Origin of the sequence: Syntrophomonas sp. DTU019, from assembly GCA_913757435.1 — a bacterium.
Taxonomy (GTDB): Bacteria; Bacillota; Syntrophomonadia; order Syntrophomonadales; family Syntrophomonadaceae; genus DTU019.
Map to the genome: position 1 here is coordinate 69,193 of CAJYDM010000003.1, position 19,284 is coordinate 88,476.

The following is a 19,284-nucleotide window of genomic DNA, read 5'->3' on the forward strand; positions in this document are numbered from 1 at the left end:
GGGAGTGACTCAGACGGAGACAGGGGCCACTATGTCATTTGTGCTTGTCCGTGTGGCCCCGTGCTTCATAATAGGCAATGGGAGTCAACTGAACGGGGCTTATACTCTGTGATGTCTCCTGGGCAGGTGTTAACGTGTAGTATATGTTTGGGCAACTCATTGCCCGCTATGCTACGTTTAAGAGAAGAGGAAAGAATAATTGGCCCAATAGCATTTACAGCGCCCGGTGATCGCACCAAACCTCAAAGCGCTTTAGGATATAACCTATTGGCCTGCGCTTATAACGGTGCGGATTTCATCTACATAACATGAGGTTATAAACAATGAATAAAAAACACCCTACCTTGGGATGCTGCGGTTTGGATTGCGGTTTGTGCCCCAGGTTTTACACCAACGGGTCTTCCAGGTGCCCGGGCTGCTGCGGAGAAGGTTTTTTTGACAATCACCCCACCTGTCCATTTGTCACCTGTTGTTTTAAAAAGAAGGGACTGGAAGTGTGCGCTCAGTGTGATGAATACCCTTGTGCAAAGTCCAAAAAAGAGACCGGCCTGAGAGACTCGTTCATAACTCACCGAAAAGTGCTCCATAACCTGGCGGTCATTCGGGAATCCGGCCTCGAACCGTTTATGGAACAGCAGGCCCAGCGCATTGCCATATTGGAGAACATGCTGGAACAATATGATGATGGCAAGAGCAAAAGCTATTATTGTATAGCGACTGCCCTACTGTCTATCGATGGCCTGACTCAATCCATGCAAAGTGCAGAACAGGAGATAAATAGAACATCTATAGACCAAAACGAAATCAAAGCGAAAGCCAAAATCTTAAGACGATTCCTTGAGGATACTGCTCGAGGTGAAAATGCAGAATTGAAACTAAGAAAGGCATAAATACCACATTTCCTATCGCAGGCCTTCCACTAATGTTGGAGAGGCCTGATTGTTTCTAGTCTAGCCCTCATAAAGCGTTAGGGCTGCATCTCTACATGATGTAGAGCCACAGCCCCTCAAATGTGGATAATTCGTACCAGGAGACGCAACCGGGCTACAACTCCCTGCTGGCTCCTATAAATATTCTAACCCCCAGAATTGCACTTTGCAACCAGGTGATGTTTAATGGCCTTAATGGATTTGGATTGCTGCTTCTTGCGGCAAGATGGAGGTTTGTATATGCAAAGTAAGATAGCCCATGCCATAAAACTGAAAAACCATCCTGTGGCTGTTTTCCGTTCAGATACTAAACCTGACGGGGCTCTGCAATTTAAGGAAGGCAAACGGGGTTGCGTTATTGCAATGTTAAATGCTGCAGCCAACGGCCGTACCGCCGTATTTGATGAAAAGACCACCACCTGCCTGGGCGGCAAGGTGGGGCTGGGTTTTAAGCGTTTCGAACTGGGTTTTATTGAGTATTTCCTGTCAACCGGAGGTGCAGGGGGCAGGGAAGGGGAGTTCTACAAAAAGAATCCCCAGCTGGCAGCCCAATTCGCAACCGGTTTACCCCAGGTTTCGGGCAGCAAGACATATGTTGTTTTCAAGCCCATAGCCGAATTAGCTGAAGGCGAAATACCGGAAATTATCATTTTCCTGGCCAATGCCGATCAACTTTCAGCCTTGATGTGGTTTGCCAATTACGATACATCCACCCAGGACAATGTTAAGATCGACTTTGGGGCTGGCTGCCACCAATCGGTTCTATACGCCTTGGAACAAGCCGAAGCTGGAAGCCAAAAGTGTGTTATAGGATTGACTGATCCCTCGGCCCGAAAGTATATAAACAAAGACATCCTCTCCTTCAGCATCCCCTACAAACGGTTTTTGGAGCTGGAAGAGCAAGTCGAAGCAAGCTTTTTGACTAAAGAAACCTGGTTGGGGATTGCAGAGCGCATAGAATAGGCTCAGAGTTCAGTTGCCCCGAGGCTTATTATTGCGCTGTTCTTCGCCTTCATGTTTGTTAGGGCTTTCATTTTCCCTCTAGCGCAGGAGTAACAATATTAACCAACGAATATTGATATGAATGTGATGAAAAGAGGTGTTTGAAGGTGGAATATAAAGATATATTGCAGCATATTGCTCCCTGTGGCCTTGATTGTATGAGATGTGCCGATTATGAACACGGGGAAATCAAACAATTGAGTTCAAGGCTTATTAAACTGCTCGGTAATTATGGCCCGGTAGCACGGATGAAAACGGAAGGCAAACCGGAATTTAAAGGTTACACTCAGTTTGAAGAAATCCTGACCGGTTTCGCCAATGCCTCGTGCAGCGGCTGCCGGGGTGAAAATGTTTTATGCCCGATTACCACTTGCTCCGCTAAAACCTGCTATAGAGAAAAAGGCGTTGACTTCTGCTTTCAATGTGATGAGTATCCCTGCGAAAAACAGTTCAGCGGTCGGTTACGGGATCGCTGGAGATACATAAATGATCGCATGAAGGAAATTGGAGCAACCGAATACTATTACGAGCAGCTTAAGTTACCTAGATATTGAGGTAAAGGAGCGAAAGTCTAGCCCAGGTATGGGATTATTTTTTGGTCCTAAACTCCCGTAACCTGGAGCATTCCACCATACGATTCAGGGTCTGGAGGGTAAATACCTTACCGTTAGTGGCCAGCAGCATCTTCTTCATATCTTCCCGGCGCACTCCAAAACCCCTGCCCCCAATGCAGGCAATAACCTCAAACCCTGATTTGCCTTGTTTGATAAATGAGTTACTCAGCTCGCTCAGATGTTGAATTCTGGTGACTTTATCACGCGCTGTCCCATCATCTTCGGTTATCTTGGCTTCGATTACAACTTGAGGATTGAATTCGCTTGGAATAATAAAATCAGGAGTCTGGTCGAAATCGGCTAGCTTTTCGGCCCGCTTGGTCTTTCTATAACTTATTCCCGCGTCTGTCAATGTTTCCTCTATGGCCGCTTCCAGACTATCACCCACCAGATCAGAAACCGAATCACGATGACCCGCAAAGGGACGCCCCAGAAACCGTTCATATAATAGCATTGAATAAGGCACCCCAAGAACGGCCAGATTCTGCAAACCGAGTAGACCCGACCGGGTGTCGGCTTTGTCTAGTCTGTGCAGTTTAGTATCATCAGTTGCTGGTAAAGAAGAATTAATCAGCCGACAGGCGGATTCAATCATGGCGTTAATGCGCGGGATTGTGGTCTTGTTGTTCGATAGAGGCTTGGTGGGATTCAAGCGAATATTTCTATCCAGGGTACGGGCAAAACTCTGGCTGACCTCAACCCCGGTTCTTTGAGTCGTAATATAAGCCCATTCTGGAGGGGTAAACCCTAATATACTCCTAATAACAATGACAACTAACGGGCATTCGGCAACCGCTTCTACAACAGCCACGGAACTGAAATCGGTAAATCCTTTGGTAGCCATTTTGAGCACTTCATAGCCTTTTTCAAAGGCAGAGAATTCTATAAAGCCATTGCCGCGGGGCATGGTCATGAAGTCGGATTCCAGCGAGGAAAATACCGCAGTTACACACTGGTCCATATTTTCTACTAGTTCTTCAAGACTAGCTTCAAAAGGCAATTTCATGACATTCTCCTTCATAGGTTAATTCGGGCTCCAGAGTAATCCAGCTCTGTTTCTCTGGCACTGCCGCCACACTCAAAACGTAGTCTTTAATCGTCGCCCATTCTCCCAACCTTCTAGCTTGCGCTGCAATTCGGTCTATCTTGGTCATTGCATCCCAATTCGCATTCCATTCGCTCCGCAATAACCATATGGATAGACGAATCAAGTGCCCGTAAGTGATACAGCGAATGTCGCCTTGAGAGTATTTAACCCCGCCCGCTTTTAGGCTCTTCAGATCTTGAAGAACCAGCTCAGCGATGGCTTCAGCGCTATCAACAATAGTTCTCCGTGACACAACACCGGTAGAGCGACAAACAAACACCGTATCGGTGATTGATGAACCGGTGCCATTAATATGAATCGAGCCTCCCATTTCACCAGGGCAGGGAATCGAAGCGGTGCATACCAGACCTGCGTCCAATATGGCGGCCGCTATGGGATAATAGGCCCCTATATCATTGTGATGGTAGGTGAAAACCAGTGGTGAACCTGGCTTTAAGGCCTGGGCCATGTTGCAGAACACCTTGGACATACCACACAGAAAATGTTCGGCGCCGCGATCCATGGTGGTATTGCCGGTTAACTCGTCGATATCCCTGGTGGTAGGCCGTTGAAATCCTGGTATATCGATGCCCATCAGTTGACGCAGCCAAACATAGCAAAAATCCATGAGTTCAGCGTACTGCACATTGCCGAAGTAGGGGGGATCGGTAAATACCGCATCCAATGAGTTGGGAGGCAGGGACAACTCAGTTGAACTGCCGCAATGCAGCTGAATCGTCCTATCCCGCTGTTGGTCGCGATTATCTTTGCCAGGCCCGATCCATTCTCCAGGGATAGGGACTCGAATCTTCTTGCCTTTAGCATGGTATATTTCAAAGGGGTGCTGGCAATAATCCTTGGCGCGGCGGTATTTATCGATAATATTGGTCCAGCCGCCGCTGCCTACGTTGACGCCCCTTTTTTCATCTGCAATGCCCAACAAATTTGACTCGCACTGCATGAGCCCAACCGGAAACCCATGGATAGAAAAGATGTCCAACGATTTGAGCGCCCGGGTATCATAACGACACAGCATATTCTGGTAGCGCAAAAGGTCAGACAGATTGGTAGCCAGGGCATTCTTTACTTCATCATCCGGCAGACTGGTTATCAAATCGCAGCTCAACACCAATCCCAATAGCTGGCGATGGTTGAACAGTTCACCATACCGATTATACCCCCAGCGGTGCAAACGGGTAGTTTCGTCACCGGGTGGAATTATATCGTCTGGTATATAAGAGTTTTTGGTTTTTAAAAATATCGCTGCTGCTTGTTCATATCGAAGCTGGTCAGTTACATCAGGCTTCTTGAAGAATCGCCCTTGATGATTCGGCTTGCAATGGGGGCAATAATACTCGATGGCTACCATTCGGTGCTTTGGCGGGCCTTGAGAAGGTTGGGGATATTGATTATTTGATCCGCAATGGGAACAGGCACATTTGTTGCCTTTGGCCGGTCCTTGAACCTTCAAGGGTTCATGACATTGGGCACAATCGCCTGCTTCACTCTGGTCATCAACTTCATTTAATTGACCGCATTGGCTGCAGACAAGCACGTAAGATGGATGGCGGTTATTGGCCGCAATCAGATATCCTGGAAACAAATCGAATGATTCACCACAAACCTTGCAAGCCTGTGTTTTCACCCATAGAAAATATTTTACCGGTGCTTCATTGCCACAGATGGTACAAGTCGTCATGTAAAAGGACTCAATCTTTTTTTTGAGCTCAGTTAAAAAACTATCCGAGACCGATTGGTATTCTTCCATGTTGAGAGAAGCTAATTCTCTTTCCACAATCCAATAAGACATTGGATTGATGTCGCATCCAATGACGTCACACCCCAAGCGGTTGGCCTCAATTATTGGCGTTCCTCCCCCCATAAAAGGGTCGGCCACTGTAATGCCGTTCAACGCATTGGCCTGGTAAAATGAATCCTGCAGCTCACCTGAACCATACTCCGATAACAAAAGACCCCGGAACAGTGTCCCCGGGCGGCGCGCAAACCATTTATGAACTGCAATGACGGGGCGGTAATTCTGTTGTATCTGCTTCTCCCGCAAGGCCAGGTTGGCCAGGAAGGGAATGTCAAATCTCTTTTCTATCACAAAGATAATGCCTCCAATACTAAGGATACCATTCTTCAAACCAGGGGTGGATTCCTTTAGTGATCGACACAACAGGTGAGTGTGTGGAACCCTAGCACTAAGACCTTCAACCATAATCATCCTGGCGAATGTCATCAACGCCTAGGTCAAAGGGGCCGTGTCTAAAATGGGTTAATGGTTCTGATTCGAGTGGAAGTGGTGCAAATAAGAAACTGAGAAGCATTCAAAGTCAGAAACCTCGCCATAAATGAATAGGAACTGAAAAAGCCTCGGAAGAAAAAGGAAATGATATGTCATATATAGAAAAACATGGGTAAATATAGTTGAAATGTGTAAAAAAAGCATGGGACTGAAGTAAGATGACTCCAGATATTGTTATGATATTTTAAGGGGGTATTAACCATGATGATTGAATCTGTAAGAATAGAGAACTTTAGGAGTTTTAAAGACGAGACCATAAACTTTGGTACTTATACTTGTTTTGTTGGATCTAATGGCTCCGGCAAATCAACAGTTCTTAACGCTTTAAATGTTTTTTTAGACAGTACAAAGATAGTAAAACTGATCTGAGCAAACTCACACGAGAAGACTTTCATCATAAAGACGTGACCAAGCCTATAAAAATAACAGTCACTTTTGCCAATTTAACCGAAGCTGCAAAACAGGAGTTATCGGATTATGTTAGACAGGATAAGTTAGTTGTGTCATCCCTGGCAGAATATGATCCTACTACAGATAGTGCTGAAGTAAAACAATATGGAAATCGTATCGGTTTAGAGGCTTTCAGATCCTTTTTTGAAAATGAAAAAGCTGGAGCTAAAGCTAATGACTTAAAAGAGATTTATACTACTCTAAAAAATGCCTACAATGATTTACCAGCTCCAGGTACAAAACAAGCAATGATAGATGCATTACATAAATATGAAGCTGATCATCCTGAACAATGTAGTTTAATTCCAAGTGAAGATCAATTTTACGGCGTTAGCAGGGGTGTCAATAGATTAGCGAATCATGTACAATGGGTTTTTATTTCTGCCTCAAAAGATGCGACAGAAGAAACTGAAGAATCAAAGAATTCAGCTTTGGGTCAGCTATTAGCGAGAACCGTAAGATCCAAAGTCAATTTCTCAGAGAAGGTAAGAACACTAAAAAAGGAAACTCAATCTGAGTACCAAAAAATTCTGGATGCAGAGCAACATGTTTTGGACACAATATCTTCATCATTAAAAGAAAGGCTTGAATCCTGGGCACATCCTGGTATTACTGCTCAAATATTGTGGAAACAAGACCCTGAGAAATCGATTAAGGTTGAAGAACCTTGGGCTTATATTAGAATTGGTGAAAGGGGATTCGAAGGAGATTTAGCACGGTTTGGGCATGGTCTTCAACGATCTTATATGCTTGCATTACTTCAAGAATTGACGACTATATTTGATGAAACAGCTCCAACGTTAATCATGGGAATAGAAGAACCAGAAATATATCAACATCCTCCTCAAGCTAAACATCTTTCAGAAGTCCTAACCGATCTTTCGCAAAAAGGCTCTCAAATAATGATCTGTTCTCACAGTCCTTTATTCATACCAGGAGATAATTTTGAAGCTGTGAGAATTGTTAGAGAAACTGATGAACCGAGTAGGTCTTATATATCCCAGCTTTTGTATAAAGAACTGGCTTTAAAGCTAGAATTATCCGGTGAAAAGCCATTGCGTGAAGAAGGAATATTAGCTAAGTTATATCCATCTTTAAATCCAATTATTAATGAATTGTTCTTCTGCAACAACTTAATTCTAGTAGAAGGAATAGAAGATGTTGCTTACATTTCTACGTACTTGATGCTTACAGGAAATAATGCGGAATTTAGAAGACTAGGATGTCACATTGTTCCGATGGGAGGAAAGAGTTCTATTGTTAAGCCGCTGGCCATGGCAAAGTTATTAAATATTCCGGTTTTCGTGGTATTTGATGCTGATACAAATAAGGATCGACCAGACGAAATTGAAAAGCAAAAAAAGGACAATAGAATTATATTAAATCTATTAGGTTATACAAGTGAAAGCGAATGGCCAACAGCTACAATAATAAAGCCAGATTTATATTTATGGAAAACAAATCTTACCGCGGCTATAGAAGCTGAACTAGGCAGTGACTGGAACACCTTTTTAAATGCATCATATTTACACTATGCTAATGCAGGCGGATTAAGAAAAAATCCCCTGGCTATCGCTAGGGCATTAAAACTAGCTTGGGAGAAAGGTTTGGTCTCAGAAAATCTTGTGAAGCTTTGTTCAGACCTTATTGCTCATTGTAAAAAACTCAAAAACCATTAAAGATAGACAATAATTGACTGTAACCACAAAGAGAAATTACGAATATCAAAGCAGGTGATCCCATGAAAATAATTCACACCTCAGACTGGCATCTAGGGCGTTCGCTGTTTGGACGCAAACGCTACGAGGAATTTGAAGCCTTTCTAAACTGGCTGGCTGATTACATAAAAGAAGAAGCAATCGATACCTTGCTCATATCAGGAGATATATTTGATAATATTGCTCCCAGCAATCGGGCCCAGGAACTGTATTACCGATTTCTGTGCCGGGTGGCGGATTCACCTTGCCGCCATGTGGTTGTTACCGGGGGCAATCATGATTCCCCCTCCTTTTTGAACGCACCCCGGGAAGTTCTTCGTTATCTCAATGTTCATGTGATTGGCTGCATCTCAGAAGCGATAGCTGATGAGGTTCTCGTCCTATCGGACAGGCAAGGGGAGCCGGAATTGATAGTATGCGCGGTTCCTTATCTGCGGGACCGGGACGTGCGCCGGGCCGAGGCCGGAGAAAGCTATGAGGAGAAAGGCCGCAAGCTGATTGAAGGGATTCGGATTCATTACAAGAGTGTTTGCGAGGAGGCCGAGCGGATCCGACATGAGCTTGGTATAGAGGTGCCGATCATAGCGATGGGGCATTTGTTTACTGCCGGCGGGCAGACCATTGATTCGGACGGGGTGCGCGATTTATATGTGGGTTCTCTGGCCCATGTTGAACGTGATATTTTCCCCCCCAGCATCAATTATTTGGCCCTGGGCCATTTGCATGTGCCCCAAAAGGTTGCAGGGTGTGACTTTATGAGGTATTCCGGTTCTCCTATTCCCATGGGCTTTGGAGAGGCCGGACAGGAAAAGCTGCTCTGTCAGGTAGAATTTGACAACGGACAACCGTTTGTTACGGACATTCCAGTCCCTAGATTTCAGGAGATGGAAACCATAAAAGGGGATTGGGAGCAAATTGCCTCGCGACTGGAAGAGCTGAAGAGCAAGGATACCACCATTCTTATTGATATTGTCTATACCGGAGAACAGGTCGTGGGCGATCTGCGCGATCGCCTGGATGAGCTTACCGCCCAGACCAAACTGGAGATTTTGAGGATCAAGAATGAGCGCATATTTGAACATGCCAAAATCAGCAGCATAGACGATGAAACCCTGGCTGACCTGAGCATTGATGAGGTTTTCAAACGCTGCCTGGATGCCAATGAAATACCGCTGGAGCAGCAAGAAGAGCTCATTAACACCTACCGTGAGGCGGTTCTGCTGGTGCAAGAAGAGGGGGCCGGTTTGGAAGAGGAGGCGGGGGCTTAAGATGAGGATAATCAATGTTCGCTTCAAAAACCTGAATTCTCTGGTAGGTAGTTGGAGTATTGATTTTACCCATCCGGCCTATACCTCTGATGGTATTTTCGCCATCACCGGACCTACCGGAGCTGGCAAGACCACCATTTTAGACGCCATTTGTCTGGCATTATACGGGCGCACCCCCCGCCTGACCAAGGTTACTAAAAGCACCAACGAAATCATGTCCCGGCTCACCGGGGATTGCTTTGCGGAAGTATGTTTCGAAACTCAAAGCGGTCGTTATCGCTGCCAGTGGAGTCAGCATAGGGCTCGCAATAAGGCGGACGGTGTGCTGCAACAGTACAAACATGAGCTTTCCTATGCAGATAGCGGCGAAATAATCGAATCCAGGCCAAGTGAGGTAGCAGGGCAGATTGAGACTATTACCGGTATGGATTATGAACGCTTTACCCGCTCCATGCTGCTGGCTCAGGGTGGGTTTGCCGCCTTTCTCCAGGCCCCTTCCCATGAAAGGGCTCCAATTTTGGAGCAAATCACCGGCACCGAGATCTACAGCCAGATCTCCATGAAGGTGCACCAACGGAGAGCGGAAGAGGCCAGAGAACTGGAAAAGCTTAAAGAGAAGGCTGCCGGAATAAAACTGTTGGACGATGGGGCCAGGCAGCAATTACAGGCCGACCTTGAAAAGAAACTGGCCTTAGAGCCGCAGTTTACCGAACAAAGAGATAAAGCCAGACAAGCTATCTTATGGCTGGAGGGTATAGCCCGGCAAGAAGAGGAGCTTACGAAATTACAGGCCAGACATACTGAACTTGAACAACGGGCGAGAGTGTTTAAACCAGAGTTGGAGAAGCTGGATAAAGCCCGCCGGGCCAGGGAGCTTGAAGGGGATTATACCAGAATAGCCGGAAAGCGAGATGAACAGAAAAGGGAACTCTCCGAGCTTGCTGAGAATCAGGCAAGATTGCCAGCAGCCGAAGAAGCCTTGGAAGGTGCCAACATTTCCCGCAATACGGCTAAAGACCGGCTCCTTGAAGTACAACAGAAGCAGCAGCAGGAAATGCTGGTCATCAAATCGGTCCGCGAGTTGGATATTAAAATAGACCAGAAAAACCAGCAGGTTAAGGCTTTGCTTCAAGGAATCTCGGAATCAGAAAAGGCACTTCTTGAAACTCAAAGCAGCATCCTGGATATAGAAATATTATTGGACAAATACCGCTTGAGCCTGGATGAAATTCAACAATACCTGGATAATAATACGGTTGATGCCCGGTTAATCGAAGACCTGACGGCAATCAAGCAGACTTTCGATGCCTTCAAAGATATAAACATTCAATACAGCGCGGCTCAGGATAGACTAAGCAAGGATTTCAGGAGTATCAAAGAAGCCGAAGCCGAGTATCAAGAACTCAATTCGAAGTATGAAAAGATCGCTCTTCAAACCCGGCAATTGGCCGATAAGCATGAGTCAATGCTGGAAGCCATAAAAACCTTACTGGAAGACCGTGAATTGGATGATTGGCGGCATGAGTTGGATGATCTCAAAGAACGGAAAAATAATCTGGAGAAGCTAGGGCAGAGTCAGAACACTATAAACACGACCACGGATTCGCTGCAAGAAGCCGCAAACAAGCGGGATCGGCTCCAGGCTGCTCAAGCAGGTTTAGTCCAGGAAATCCAGCACGGTGAAAGCCAGAAACTGCAGCTTGAAAGGGAAGTCAATCATCTGGAAATACAGCTGGACTTATTAAAACGCATTCAAAGTTTGGAAGAGCAGCGCGCCGCACTACAAGATGGGCAGCCATGCCCATTGTGCGGATCAATGGACCATCCCTATGCCGAGGGGAATATACCCCGGCCCAATGAAACCGAGTCAGCACTGAAAAAAGCCAGAAGTGAGCTAAAAACCTTAACAGATAAGTTATCGAATATGAAAATAAGTCAGGCTGAAATCGCCAAAGACCTGCAGCAGTTGGATGATAACGAAGCGGCGCTAAAACTCATCCTGGCCAGGGAAAGCAGCATTAGCTCTGATTTGATCAAATCGCTGAATATTGCGGTGCCGGATGGCAACCTGGCAGAGGCCATATCAAGGGAAATGGAATATGTTTCGGCTGGGCTGGCCAATTGTTCACAGTTAATTGCCGCAGTTGAGCAAAAACGCCAGGAAGAACAGAAGTCTTTCAAAGAATTGGAGCAGTTCAAGGTATCCCTGATTGATGCTGAAAAGAAACTGAGTGATTGCAGTCGTGATTTGGATATTGCTCAAAACCAGCATTTCCTGACTAATGAGCAATGCCAATCCCTAAAAAAGCAATATGATCACACCCGCCAGCAGGCCTCTATCTTGGTTAAGCAGTACGGTGTAGATGATCTTTCCGTCGACAATCTGAATATTGTGCTTGAAAACCTCACCCAGCGCCGCAATAAATGGCAGGCCAAACTGGCTGAGAAAAAAGCCCAGGAAGATTTGATAAATGCCCAGGAAATTGAACTGGCTAAAAAACAAACCGTTCACCAGAAACTGAGTGACGAATTGCAGACCAAACAGCGGACTCTTGATGCTGAGCAGGATGATTTGAACAAATTAAATAAAGAGCGCCACATTCTATATGCTGATAAAAACCCTGATGACGAGGAAAAAAGGCTGGCGGGTAACGTACAAGAGGCACAAGATGAGTTTGAGAAGGCCAATAATAGTCTGCGTACTGCTGAACAGGAACTGAAAAGCCTCCGTGAGAGGATAGAAGCCAGAACCGCCTCAACTCAGGCCAGAGCCCAGGAATTAGCCCCCCTGGAACAGGCTTTCCTGGCCCGCCTGACCCGCTTGGGACTGAAAGACGAGGTCGATTATCTGGATTCATGCCTGGATGAGGCCGAGTATATACGATTGCAGGATAAGGCAGAAAGCCTCAGAAAAGAACAACTTGAAACATCGGCCCTTATACAGGATAAAACCCGGGCTCTAAATAATGAACGGGAGCGCAATGTCACAGAGCAGCCCTATAGTGTATTAAAAAATGAACTGTCTGACCTGGAAACCGCTATCGGTAACATACAGCAAGAAATCGGCGCCATCAAACTGTGTTTAAAAGAGGATGAACAAGCCCGCCGGGGTCAACTGGAAATTCAGAAGAAAATAGAGCTGCAGGCCAAGGAGTTTTCACGTTGGAATAACCTGCATAGCTTGATAGGATCGGCTGATGGCAAAAGATATCGCAATTTTGCACAAGTGCTTACCTTTCAAACCATGATCTCTTACGCCAACCAACAATTAGCGAAAATGACCGATCGTTATCTCCTGGCAGCGGACCATTCCGAGCCGCTGGAGTTGAAGGTCATTGATAATTATCAGGCCGGTGAGATCAGGTCGACTAAGAACCTATCCGGAGGCGAATGCTTTATAGTCAGCCTGGCCCTGGCCTTAGGGCTGTCCAGCATGGCCAGCCACAATGTCAGGATAGATTCCTTTTTCCTTGATGAAGGCTTCGGCAGCCTGGATGAATACGCGTTGGACACTGCCTTAGAAACCCTCGCCGGCCTGCATCAAGATGGAAAAACCATAGGGGTTATTTCACATGTGGCTGCACTTAAGGAGCGTATTGGCACCCAAATCGAGATAATACCCCAGACTGGCGGACGGAGCATAATAAATGGTCCTGGCTGCGAAAGAGTTGGATCATATACCTAATGTTGAGTCCGGTTGGTCAGGCTTTGCCGGTCCACATAACTGGGGGGCTCCTCCAGCCAGCCATTTTCAATGGCCAGATCTAGGCCTTTGGCAGCGTATAAGGCTAATTCACTCATATAGCGTCCGTACATAGCTACAAGATCCCGCCTGAAGGCGGAACCCAGAGAAACTGCATAATTAGCCATTCCGATAGTATTTAACATATTGATATGGAACATCATCAATTTGTCAGAGAAAGGTGGAGTGGTAGAGTCGGTCACAGCCCCATAGGCATCCCAGTGCATGGGAGAGGTGATGCCGCCATCACGCAGTTTGGAACTGAAGTTGTCTATCATGTCACCAGACAGGTCACATCCCTTTTTGATATAGTCGCGGAGCTGATCATGGGGAGTGACTTGATGAAAGCCAGTTAACAGTGTCTTGCCGACCTCGTTGCTTATAATACCAAAAAACAATTGCTCAATTTCACCAGATAGCAATGGCCGTCTGCTTCCGCCCCATATGCTTCCTACAAAACTATCTTTATCCTGCACATAACGCACTTCATCTAAAGTTTCCATGAACGGAGGCCTGATCATTATGCCTTTTTGCCTGATCATTATGCCTTTTTCTAGCATCACCTTGGCAATAAGGGACCAAAGATCCAAGGACACTGCTATTTCATTTTTGAAAAATTCTATCACATCCAGCCGGGTTGACATGGTCAAGGCCATACTCAGGACATTTAAACCGATTCTTGCCATGTTCTTCAAATAATAAAGGTAGAACATATCAGAGTATAATGCCGGAGCCTCAAGATCAATATCTTCATCAGTAAAACCCCTGGGTATAGACCTGTTGTCCTGGGAAAGGAAATGGGCAGACACCTCAGCCCTACGGTGAGCCATATCAAGAACCTTTTCACAGATATTCTTTATATCGGGGTCCTGGGTGTGTTTTAAAATTACCTGCATTACGCAGCTCAACATGGTGTAGTTCATATACATTCGCCAGAGATTGCCGATTTCTGAAGAGGTAAGTCTGCTCATATGCGTTACTTTAATGTCGGTACTAATGGTTACTGGATTAACGGTTTGTTCCAATGTTATCCCCCTATCAATAACACTATTTAATAGGTGTATTATTCTCCCGACTGCGTGCGATTACTCATGTAGGGAAGCGAGCCCGATATGGCGGGCGAAGACATCAATGATCTTGAGATGAGCTGGCGCCAAGGAAGTTTTACCTGTTAAGCATCTCTATCAATGGGTTGGCATTGGGAACGGTGAGCTCCTGATAGGAGAAAATGCATATTCTGGAAAAAGTCGCTCATAATACTTGCAGCGACTTTTTTGCGCCGAGAAAAGCACGGAATATTTTTGTGGTCAAGCGGCTGTTCACAATGTGCTGAGGCAGGATTTGGCCTGTGGTATCGGGGGGATATTTATGTGGCTTGCAGCCTGGAGGAACACGGTCAGACGACCGGCACAATCGGTATTTACTGTAATCATCACTGCAATCTCGGTATTCACTGTGGTAATGGTCCTGGCGGTATTTTTGATGGCAAAGGGGGGCATTGCCCTCTCCGAGCAGCGCCTGGGCGCTGATGTGATGGTACTCCCGGCTGGGGCTGAAATTGACGGCTCTCACACCCTTTTTACCGCCAGGCCGGCCAATATTTATATGCCAGCCGCAATACTGCCAGAGATAGCCGCTGTCAAAGGGGTTAGTCAGGCCACTCCGCAGTTTTTTACTCAAACCTTAAACGCCAGCTGTTGCAGTGTCAGTACGGCTACCCGTCTGGTAGGATTTGATAGCGACAGCGACTTTATCCTGGCGCCCTATTTCGCGGAACAAGACTTGCAGCGGCTGGAGGATGATCAGGTCATAGTGGGCGGCCGGATGGAGGCTTTTTTAGGCAATGTGGTCAGTATTCTGGGAAGACCATTTAAAATTGTCGGAACCCTATATTCTACCGGCAGCGGCATGGATGAGACCATATTTATGAACATTGATGTAGCCAGGGAATTGGCCCGCGATAATCCGGAGTTCAAAGCCCTGGGGGCTGATACTTCCCCGCAGGATCTGGTTTCAGCGGTCTTGATAAAGACAGACAGTGGTGTTGGCAGCGGCCAGGTCATCAATCGCATCAAAAACCTGAATCTAGAGATTCAGGCTGTTTCCACCACAGAGGTGGTTGAAAATGTACGAAGGCAAATGCGAGCTGTGGGACAGGTGATTTGGGGCCTGGGTGCGGCGGTCCTGGTGGTGGCGGCACTGTCTTTAGCGGGGCGTTTCAACGCCCTGGCCGCAGAACGCAAGCGGGAGATCGGCTTGATGCGGGCTATGGGGGTGCAGAGACTGCAGATATTCCAGCTGATTATGGCCGAGGCCCTGATAATGGCAGTGGCCGGCGGGTTTATTGGCAGCTACCTGGCCTGCATTTTTGCTGATCCGTTGGTAGAGGCAATAAAAGCGGCCTTCATTATGCCAACAGGGTTGTGGAGCCTGGGCACTGCTCTGAAATGTGGTGCTGCGGGCGTGTCTGTGTCAGTTCTCATAGGAGCCGCAGCTTCTTTTTACCCGGCCTGGAAGAGCACGGTTGTAGAGCCTCAACAGGCGATTAGCCAAGGAGTGTTGGAATAATGAAGATCTGCCGGCTGGTCAAGCTCAGTAAAGGCTATGGGGTAGAGGAGCGAGTCAATGTGCTCAATAGTCTCGACCTGGAAGTCAACCCTGGGGATTTCATCTCCATAGAGGGCACATCGGGAGTGGGCAAGAGCACACTGCTCTACGTTATTGGCACACTGCTTAAGGCGGAGGCAGGCCATATGTACCTGTACGAACGGGATGTGAGCGCTATGAGCGACCGCGAGCTAACCGTTTTGCGCGCCCGTAAATTGGGATTTATCTTTCAGGAAAGCACCCTTTTGGAGGCTTTCACGGTTAAGGAAAACTTGGAGTTTGCGCAAAGTCTGGTCAAAACCCGATTAGGCTCCCCGGCTCAGGTTGAAGCTTTGCTGGAGCGGGTGGGACTGAGCGACCGCTCCCATTTCTTGCCCTGCCAGCTCAGCGGGGGACAGAGGCGCAGGCTGATGGTGGCTCGTGCCCTGATAAACCGGCCTGCCCTGATTCTCGCCGATGAACCCACCAATGACCTGGACGAGTACTGGGGCCATCGAGTTTTGAAATTGCTCTCTGAAGCCGCTCGTGAGGGTGCAGCGGTAGTCTTGGCTACCCATAACCGGGCCGGTTGGGAACAAGCTACCGCCCGCTATCAGTTGCATGACGGGCAGCTGCAGCAGCTGGCCTAAAGATCTTAAGAGTTTCAGCTTGATGCAAGGGATGAAGATCCGCTTATCAGCCGAGCAAACTTGGTCAGTGCACTATTGTTAAATTGTATCGTAAGTTCTTAATACATTTCTCATAAACGGCAATTTTCAATACCACAGCACAATTGTGTTTTCAGCAAAGGAGTGATCGCCATGAAAAAGGATTTGAACCAAATAGTATTGGCAGCCGAACTGCTGGCAGCCCTGCTGGTTATCGGGGCAGTATCAATCTGGGCGCCAGTATGCTCTGGACTACTGACTCTGCAGAACGGCAGCCTGGTGCATATGAAATGCTTTTATACTGCTCAGGCGGCCCGGGCATTGGCCCTTATTCTAATAGCATTATCGGTGGCAGCTTTTTATTCTCGGGCAGACCGCAACAAGATACAAGCGGTGATTGCGGTAACCGCTTTTATAATCATTGCACTAACCTACGAATCCAGCCTGGGTATAGGAATTTGCCGGGCTCCCATGGCATGCCACACCACAGCCCTGTGGATGCGCGGCAGTGGGTTGCTGGCATTTGTCGCGGCGGTAATCAACATCTGTGCTGGTTTCAGCATAGTCAGGGGAACAAGCCTTAGGGGAAAACATGTTGATATAGGAAAGTAAGTCAAAAAAACCGGTGTTTACGGGTTGCCCGGCGAGCCATAAGGCCGGCCATTAATGTAGATGTTCCGATATTGCTTCACGGCAGCTCGATTCATTATCGACTTAAAAAATGACACAGTAAAAGCGTCCCCCTGTGTCATGGGTATAGGAATTTGCCGGGCTCCCATGGCATGCCACACCACAGCCCTGTGGATGCGCGGCAGTGGGTTGCTGGCATTTGTCGCGGCGGTAATCAACATCTGTGCTGGTTTCAGCATAGTCAGGGGAACAAGCCTTAGGGGAAAACATGTTGATATAGGAAAGTAAGTCAAAAAAACCGGTGTTTACGGGTTGCCCGGCGAGCCATAAGGCCGGCCATTAATGTAGATGTTCCGATATTGCTTCACGGCAGCTCGATTCATTATCGACTTAAAAAATGACACAGTAAAAGCGTCCCCCTGTGTCATGATTGAGGAAAGTATATGACTCTTAAGAATTATCATCCCGCCAGGCGTTATAGAGCTTATGTAAGCACGGTGGGCACAACCCAGCTGCACCTGCGCAATCCCTGGGTGGTGGCCTTCTGGTCAGCTATGTTTGTGGGCCTGGGGCATATACTGTTGTCCAAGTATTTGCGGGGCTTCCTGCTATTCGGTTTTGAAATAGCGATAGATGTTGTGGGTCATATCAATCTGGCGCTATTCTATTCGTTCACCGGTCAATTCGAGATGGCCAAAGGGGTTCTGGACACCAAACTGATGCTGCTCTATATACCCGCCTATTTTTTCGGCATCTGGGACAGCTACCGTACTACTGTCGATTTGAACAACCAGTTCCTGTTGTCGGTACGCGAAGATGCCGCAATTAAGCCCTTCAAGATGGACGCCATTGAGATCAATTATCTGGACAAGAAAGCTCCCTGGTCAGCGGTATTTTGGTCCTTGTTGGTTCCCGGGGCTGGCCAAATTGCCATACACCGTCTTATAACCGCATTCTTTATACTAGCCTGGACCATTGTTGTGATATACCAAGCCAATGTACTGCCGGCCATCCACCATACCATGGCCGGAAATTTCGAACAGGCCAAAACCATGCTAAACATCCATTGGTTTTTGAACATTCCTTCACTATACTTCTTCGCTGCTTATGATGCTTGCGTAAACACAGTGGAAAGTAACAAGGTTTTCGACTGGGAACAGGCCAAATACTTGAAAAGAAAATATCAAAGAAGCGATTATCCCATGCCTACAAATAAGCAAAGGGGGAGTAAAGCCATGTATATCGTATCCACCTTCAGGTATTCGATTGGACTGGAAAAGGCCGTTACCGCACTGGAAATGAAAGGAGTCAAGAAACAGGACATTCTAGCCATTCCTATGGATAAGCGCGGTGAGAGCCCGCAATTGTTCGATACCATGAACCAGTCCGACGGCTTGAGTCTATTGGATCTGTCCTTTATTCTGGGTTCCTTTTTTGCCCTTTTAGGGGCTATATATGGTTTTAATCTCTATTGGGGTCCCGTGATCTGGGGACTAATAGGCTTCGTGGTCGGGGCTGCAGCCGGCCTTCTTATAAAATTGCTGTTAAACAAGAAATACCTCGAAGACAGGTCCCAAACCACCGACTCCGAGGTTGTCTTGATAATCGATTGCCAGGCTAATGAAGCCGAGACCATTAAAAAAGTCCTCTGGGAGCATGATGCCCTGGGGGTGCGCAAACTGGATTTGAGTGGAGTATGATATGGAGTTAAATCAGAGTATCGATCTATTGGTGCAGTCAAACAAATTATACACTCAGTATTGGAAAGAGAACGCTTTATTTACTCCGCAGTGGTGGTTCCTGCTGGTGCTAATGATTCTGCCCTGGTATATCTGGTGGAAAGCAGTTGATAAAAGGCGGGTGTTAAAGATACTGGCGTTTGGTTTCTTAATCACGGTTATAGTCTCAATCTTCGATAAATTAGGGTCAGTTCTGGGATTATGGGCTTATCCGTATAATCTATTCCCTGTAGGATTGCGGCTCTATCCCATGGATCTGAGCGTTTTACCGGTCACTTATATGCTGCTATACCAGTACGCGCCAAAATGGAAAAAGTATATTATCATCACTACCATTTTCGGCTTAAGTGGGATCGTTGTAGAATATCTATTTATATGGATGGGTATTTATCGGGTGATACACTGGCATCCGCTCATTTCTGTTCCAATTTACATTGCTATAGCAATACTGTGCAAATGGCTGGTGGACAGCTTCGCAAATAAACTGCCCCAACAAACCCTTGAATAGAAAAGCGAGCTGGGACGATTGTTAAGTTATCTACG

The 19,284-nt window shown here is 46.7% G+C and carries 16 protein-coding genes; 12 read left to right on the forward strand and 4 right to left on the reverse strand.

What is annotated here, in order from left to right; all coding sequences use genetic code 11:
- Positions 1-323: 323 nt before the first annotated feature.
- From AC15IQ_RS09245 to AC15IQ_RS09255, 3 genes are all read left to right on the forward strand, one after another.
- Positions 324-890 (forward strand): DUF3795 domain-containing protein, encoded by a 567-nt coding sequence (locus tag AC15IQ_RS09245; protein WP_483178695.1) that lies wholly within the window; start codon positions 324-326, stop codon positions 888-890.
- A gap of 279 nt (positions 891-1,169) precedes the next feature.
- Positions 1,170-1,892 carry a DUF169 domain-containing protein gene (locus AC15IQ_RS09250; RefSeq protein ID WP_483178696.1) on the forward strand — a complete coding sequence of 241 codons (723 nt, stop codon included), beginning with the start codon at positions 1,170-1,172 and terminating at the stop codon, positions 1,890-1,892.
- Between the two features lie 146 nt (positions 1,893-2,038).
- Positions 2,039-2,485, forward strand: coding sequence for a DUF3795 domain-containing protein (locus AC15IQ_RS09255; protein WP_483178697.1), 447 nt, complete (start codon positions 2,039-2,041; stop codon positions 2,483-2,485).
- A 34-nt stretch (positions 2,486-2,519) separates the two neighbouring features.
- Here AC15IQ_RS09255 and AC15IQ_RS09260 read toward each other — a convergent pair whose 3' ends face one another.
- Both AC15IQ_RS09260 and AC15IQ_RS09265 read right to left on the reverse strand, forming a co-directional pair.
- Entirely contained in the window at positions 2,520-3,551 is a 1,032-nt protein-coding gene (locus tag AC15IQ_RS09260) for a hypothetical protein (RefSeq protein ID WP_483178698.1), read from the reverse strand.
- Positions 3,535-5,739, reverse strand: coding sequence for a DUF1156 domain-containing protein (locus AC15IQ_RS09265; RefSeq protein ID WP_483178699.1), 2,205 nt, complete (start codon positions 5,737-5,739; stop codon positions 3,535-3,537). Before AC15IQ_RS09265 ends, AC15IQ_RS09260 begins: the two co-directional genes overlap by 17 nt.
- Positions 5,740-6,144: 405 nt before the next feature.
- Here AC15IQ_RS09265 and AC15IQ_RS09270 point away from each other — a divergent pair, with 405 nt between their 5' ends.
- The 4 genes from AC15IQ_RS09270 to AC15IQ_RS09285 all read left to right on the forward strand — a co-directional run bounded on the left by AC15IQ_RS09270 (position 6,145) and on the right by AC15IQ_RS09285 (position 13,061).
- On the forward strand, positions 6,145-6,309 hold the full coding sequence (locus AC15IQ_RS09270) for an AAA family ATPase (protein WP_483179049.1): 165 nt from the start codon (positions 6,145-6,147) through the stop codon (positions 6,307-6,309).
- A gap of 35 nt (positions 6,310-6,344) precedes the next feature.
- Positions 6,345-8,069: an ATP-dependent nuclease gene (locus tag AC15IQ_RS09275; protein WP_483178700.1), complete on the forward strand. Its 1,725-nt coding sequence runs from the start codon at positions 6,345-6,347 to the stop codon at positions 8,067-8,069.
- A gap of 62 nt (positions 8,070-8,131) precedes the next feature.
- A complete protein-coding gene (locus tag AC15IQ_RS09280; protein WP_483178701.1) occupies positions 8,132-9,376 on the forward strand; it encodes an exonuclease SbcCD subunit D C-terminal domain-containing protein in 1,245 nt (414 codons plus the stop codon).
- A gap of 1 nt (position 9,377) precedes the next feature.
- On the forward strand, positions 9,378-13,061 hold the full coding sequence (locus AC15IQ_RS09285; protein ID WP_483178702.1) for an SbcC/MukB-like Walker B domain-containing protein: 3,684 nt from the start codon (positions 9,378-9,380) through the stop codon (positions 13,059-13,061).
- On the opposite strand, the gene AC15IQ_RS09290 is transcribed toward AC15IQ_RS09285, so the two are convergent.
- Positions 13,058-14,143, reverse strand: coding sequence for a DUF3231 family protein (locus AC15IQ_RS09290; protein WP_483178703.1), 1,086 nt, complete (start codon positions 14,141-14,143; stop codon positions 13,058-13,060). The two genes, AC15IQ_RS09285 and AC15IQ_RS09290, sit on opposite strands and share 4 nt — an antisense overlap.
- Positions 14,144-14,486: 343 nt before the next feature.
- Here AC15IQ_RS09290 and AC15IQ_RS09295 point away from each other — a divergent pair, with 343 nt between their 5' ends.
- The 3 genes from AC15IQ_RS09295 to AC15IQ_RS09305 all read left to right on the forward strand — a co-directional run bounded on the left by AC15IQ_RS09295 (position 14,487) and on the right by AC15IQ_RS09305 (position 16,984).
- Positions 14,487-15,686: an ABC transporter permease gene (locus AC15IQ_RS09295; protein WP_483178704.1), complete on the forward strand. Its 1,200-nt coding sequence runs from the start codon at positions 14,487-14,489 to the stop codon at positions 15,684-15,686.
- On the forward strand, positions 15,686-16,354 hold the full coding sequence (locus AC15IQ_RS09300) for an ABC transporter ATP-binding protein (protein WP_483178705.1): 669 nt from the start codon (positions 15,686-15,688) through the stop codon (positions 16,352-16,354). The genes AC15IQ_RS09295 and AC15IQ_RS09300 overlap by 1 nt, the downstream gene beginning before the upstream one ends.
- A 171-nt stretch (positions 16,355-16,525) precedes the next feature.
- Positions 16,526-16,984: a DUF4418 family protein gene (locus AC15IQ_RS09305; RefSeq protein WP_483178706.1), complete on the forward strand. Its 459-nt coding sequence runs from the start codon at positions 16,526-16,528 to the stop codon at positions 16,982-16,984.
- A gap of 17 nt (positions 16,985-17,001) precedes the next feature.
- Here AC15IQ_RS09305 and AC15IQ_RS09310 read toward each other — a convergent pair whose 3' ends face one another.
- Entirely contained in the window at positions 17,002-17,241 is a 240-nt protein-coding gene (locus AC15IQ_RS09310; RefSeq protein WP_483178707.1) for a hypothetical protein, read from the reverse strand.
- Between the two features lie 204 nt (positions 17,242-17,445).
- On the opposite strand from AC15IQ_RS09310, the gene AC15IQ_RS09315 reads away from it, so the two are divergent.
- Complete coding sequence (locus tag AC15IQ_RS09315) at positions 17,446-18,702, forward strand: hypothetical protein (protein WP_483178709.1); 1,257 nt, start codon at positions 17,446-17,448, stop codon at positions 18,700-18,702.
- A 1-nt stretch (position 18,703) separates the two neighbouring features.
- Positions 18,704-19,249, forward strand: a complete 546-nt coding sequence (locus AC15IQ_RS09320; RefSeq protein WP_483178711.1) for a CBO0543 family protein — start codon at positions 18,704-18,706, stop codon at positions 19,247-19,249.
- Positions 19,250-19,284: the final 35 nt, after the last annotated feature.

Coding starts and splice junctions, on each gene's coding strand:
- AC15IQ_RS09245 (WP_483178695.1), top strand. CDS start 324: ATGAATAAAAAACACCCTACCTTGGGATGCTGCGGTTTGGATTGCGGT.
- AC15IQ_RS09250 (WP_483178696.1), top strand. CDS start 1,170: ATGCAAAGTAAGATAGCCCATGCCATAAAACTGAAAAACCATCCTGTG.
- AC15IQ_RS09260 (WP_483178698.1), bottom strand. CDS start 3,551: ATGAAATTGCCTTTTGAAGCTAGTCTTGAAGAACTAGTAGAAAATATG.
- AC15IQ_RS09270 (WP_483179049.1), top strand. CDS start 6,145: ATGATTGAATCTGTAAGAATAGAGAACTTTAGGAGTTTTAAAGACGAG.
- AC15IQ_RS09280 (WP_483178701.1), top strand. CDS start 8,132: ATGAAAATAATTCACACCTCAGACTGGCATCTAGGGCGTTCGCTGTTT.
- AC15IQ_RS09285 (WP_483178702.1), top strand. CDS start 9,378: ATGAGGATAATCAATGTTCGCTTCAAAAACCTGAATTCTCTGGTAGGT.
- AC15IQ_RS09295 (WP_483178704.1), top strand. CDS start 14,487: ATGTGGCTTGCAGCCTGGAGGAACACGGTCAGACGACCGGCACAATCG.
- AC15IQ_RS09300 (WP_483178705.1), top strand. CDS start 15,686: ATGAAGATCTGCCGGCTGGTCAAGCTCAGTAAAGGCTATGGGGTAGAG.
- AC15IQ_RS09305 (WP_483178706.1), top strand. CDS start 16,526: ATGAAAAAGGATTTGAACCAAATAGTATTGGCAGCCGAACTGCTGGCA.
- AC15IQ_RS09310 (WP_483178707.1), bottom strand. CDS start 17,241: ATGCTGAAACCAGCACAGATGTTGATTACCGCCGCGACAAATGCCAGC.
- AC15IQ_RS09315 (WP_483178709.1), top strand. CDS start 17,446: ATGACTCTTAAGAATTATCATCCCGCCAGGCGTTATAGAGCTTATGTA.
- AC15IQ_RS09320 (WP_483178711.1), top strand. CDS start 18,704: ATGGAGTTAAATCAGAGTATCGATCTATTGGTGCAGTCAAACAAATTA.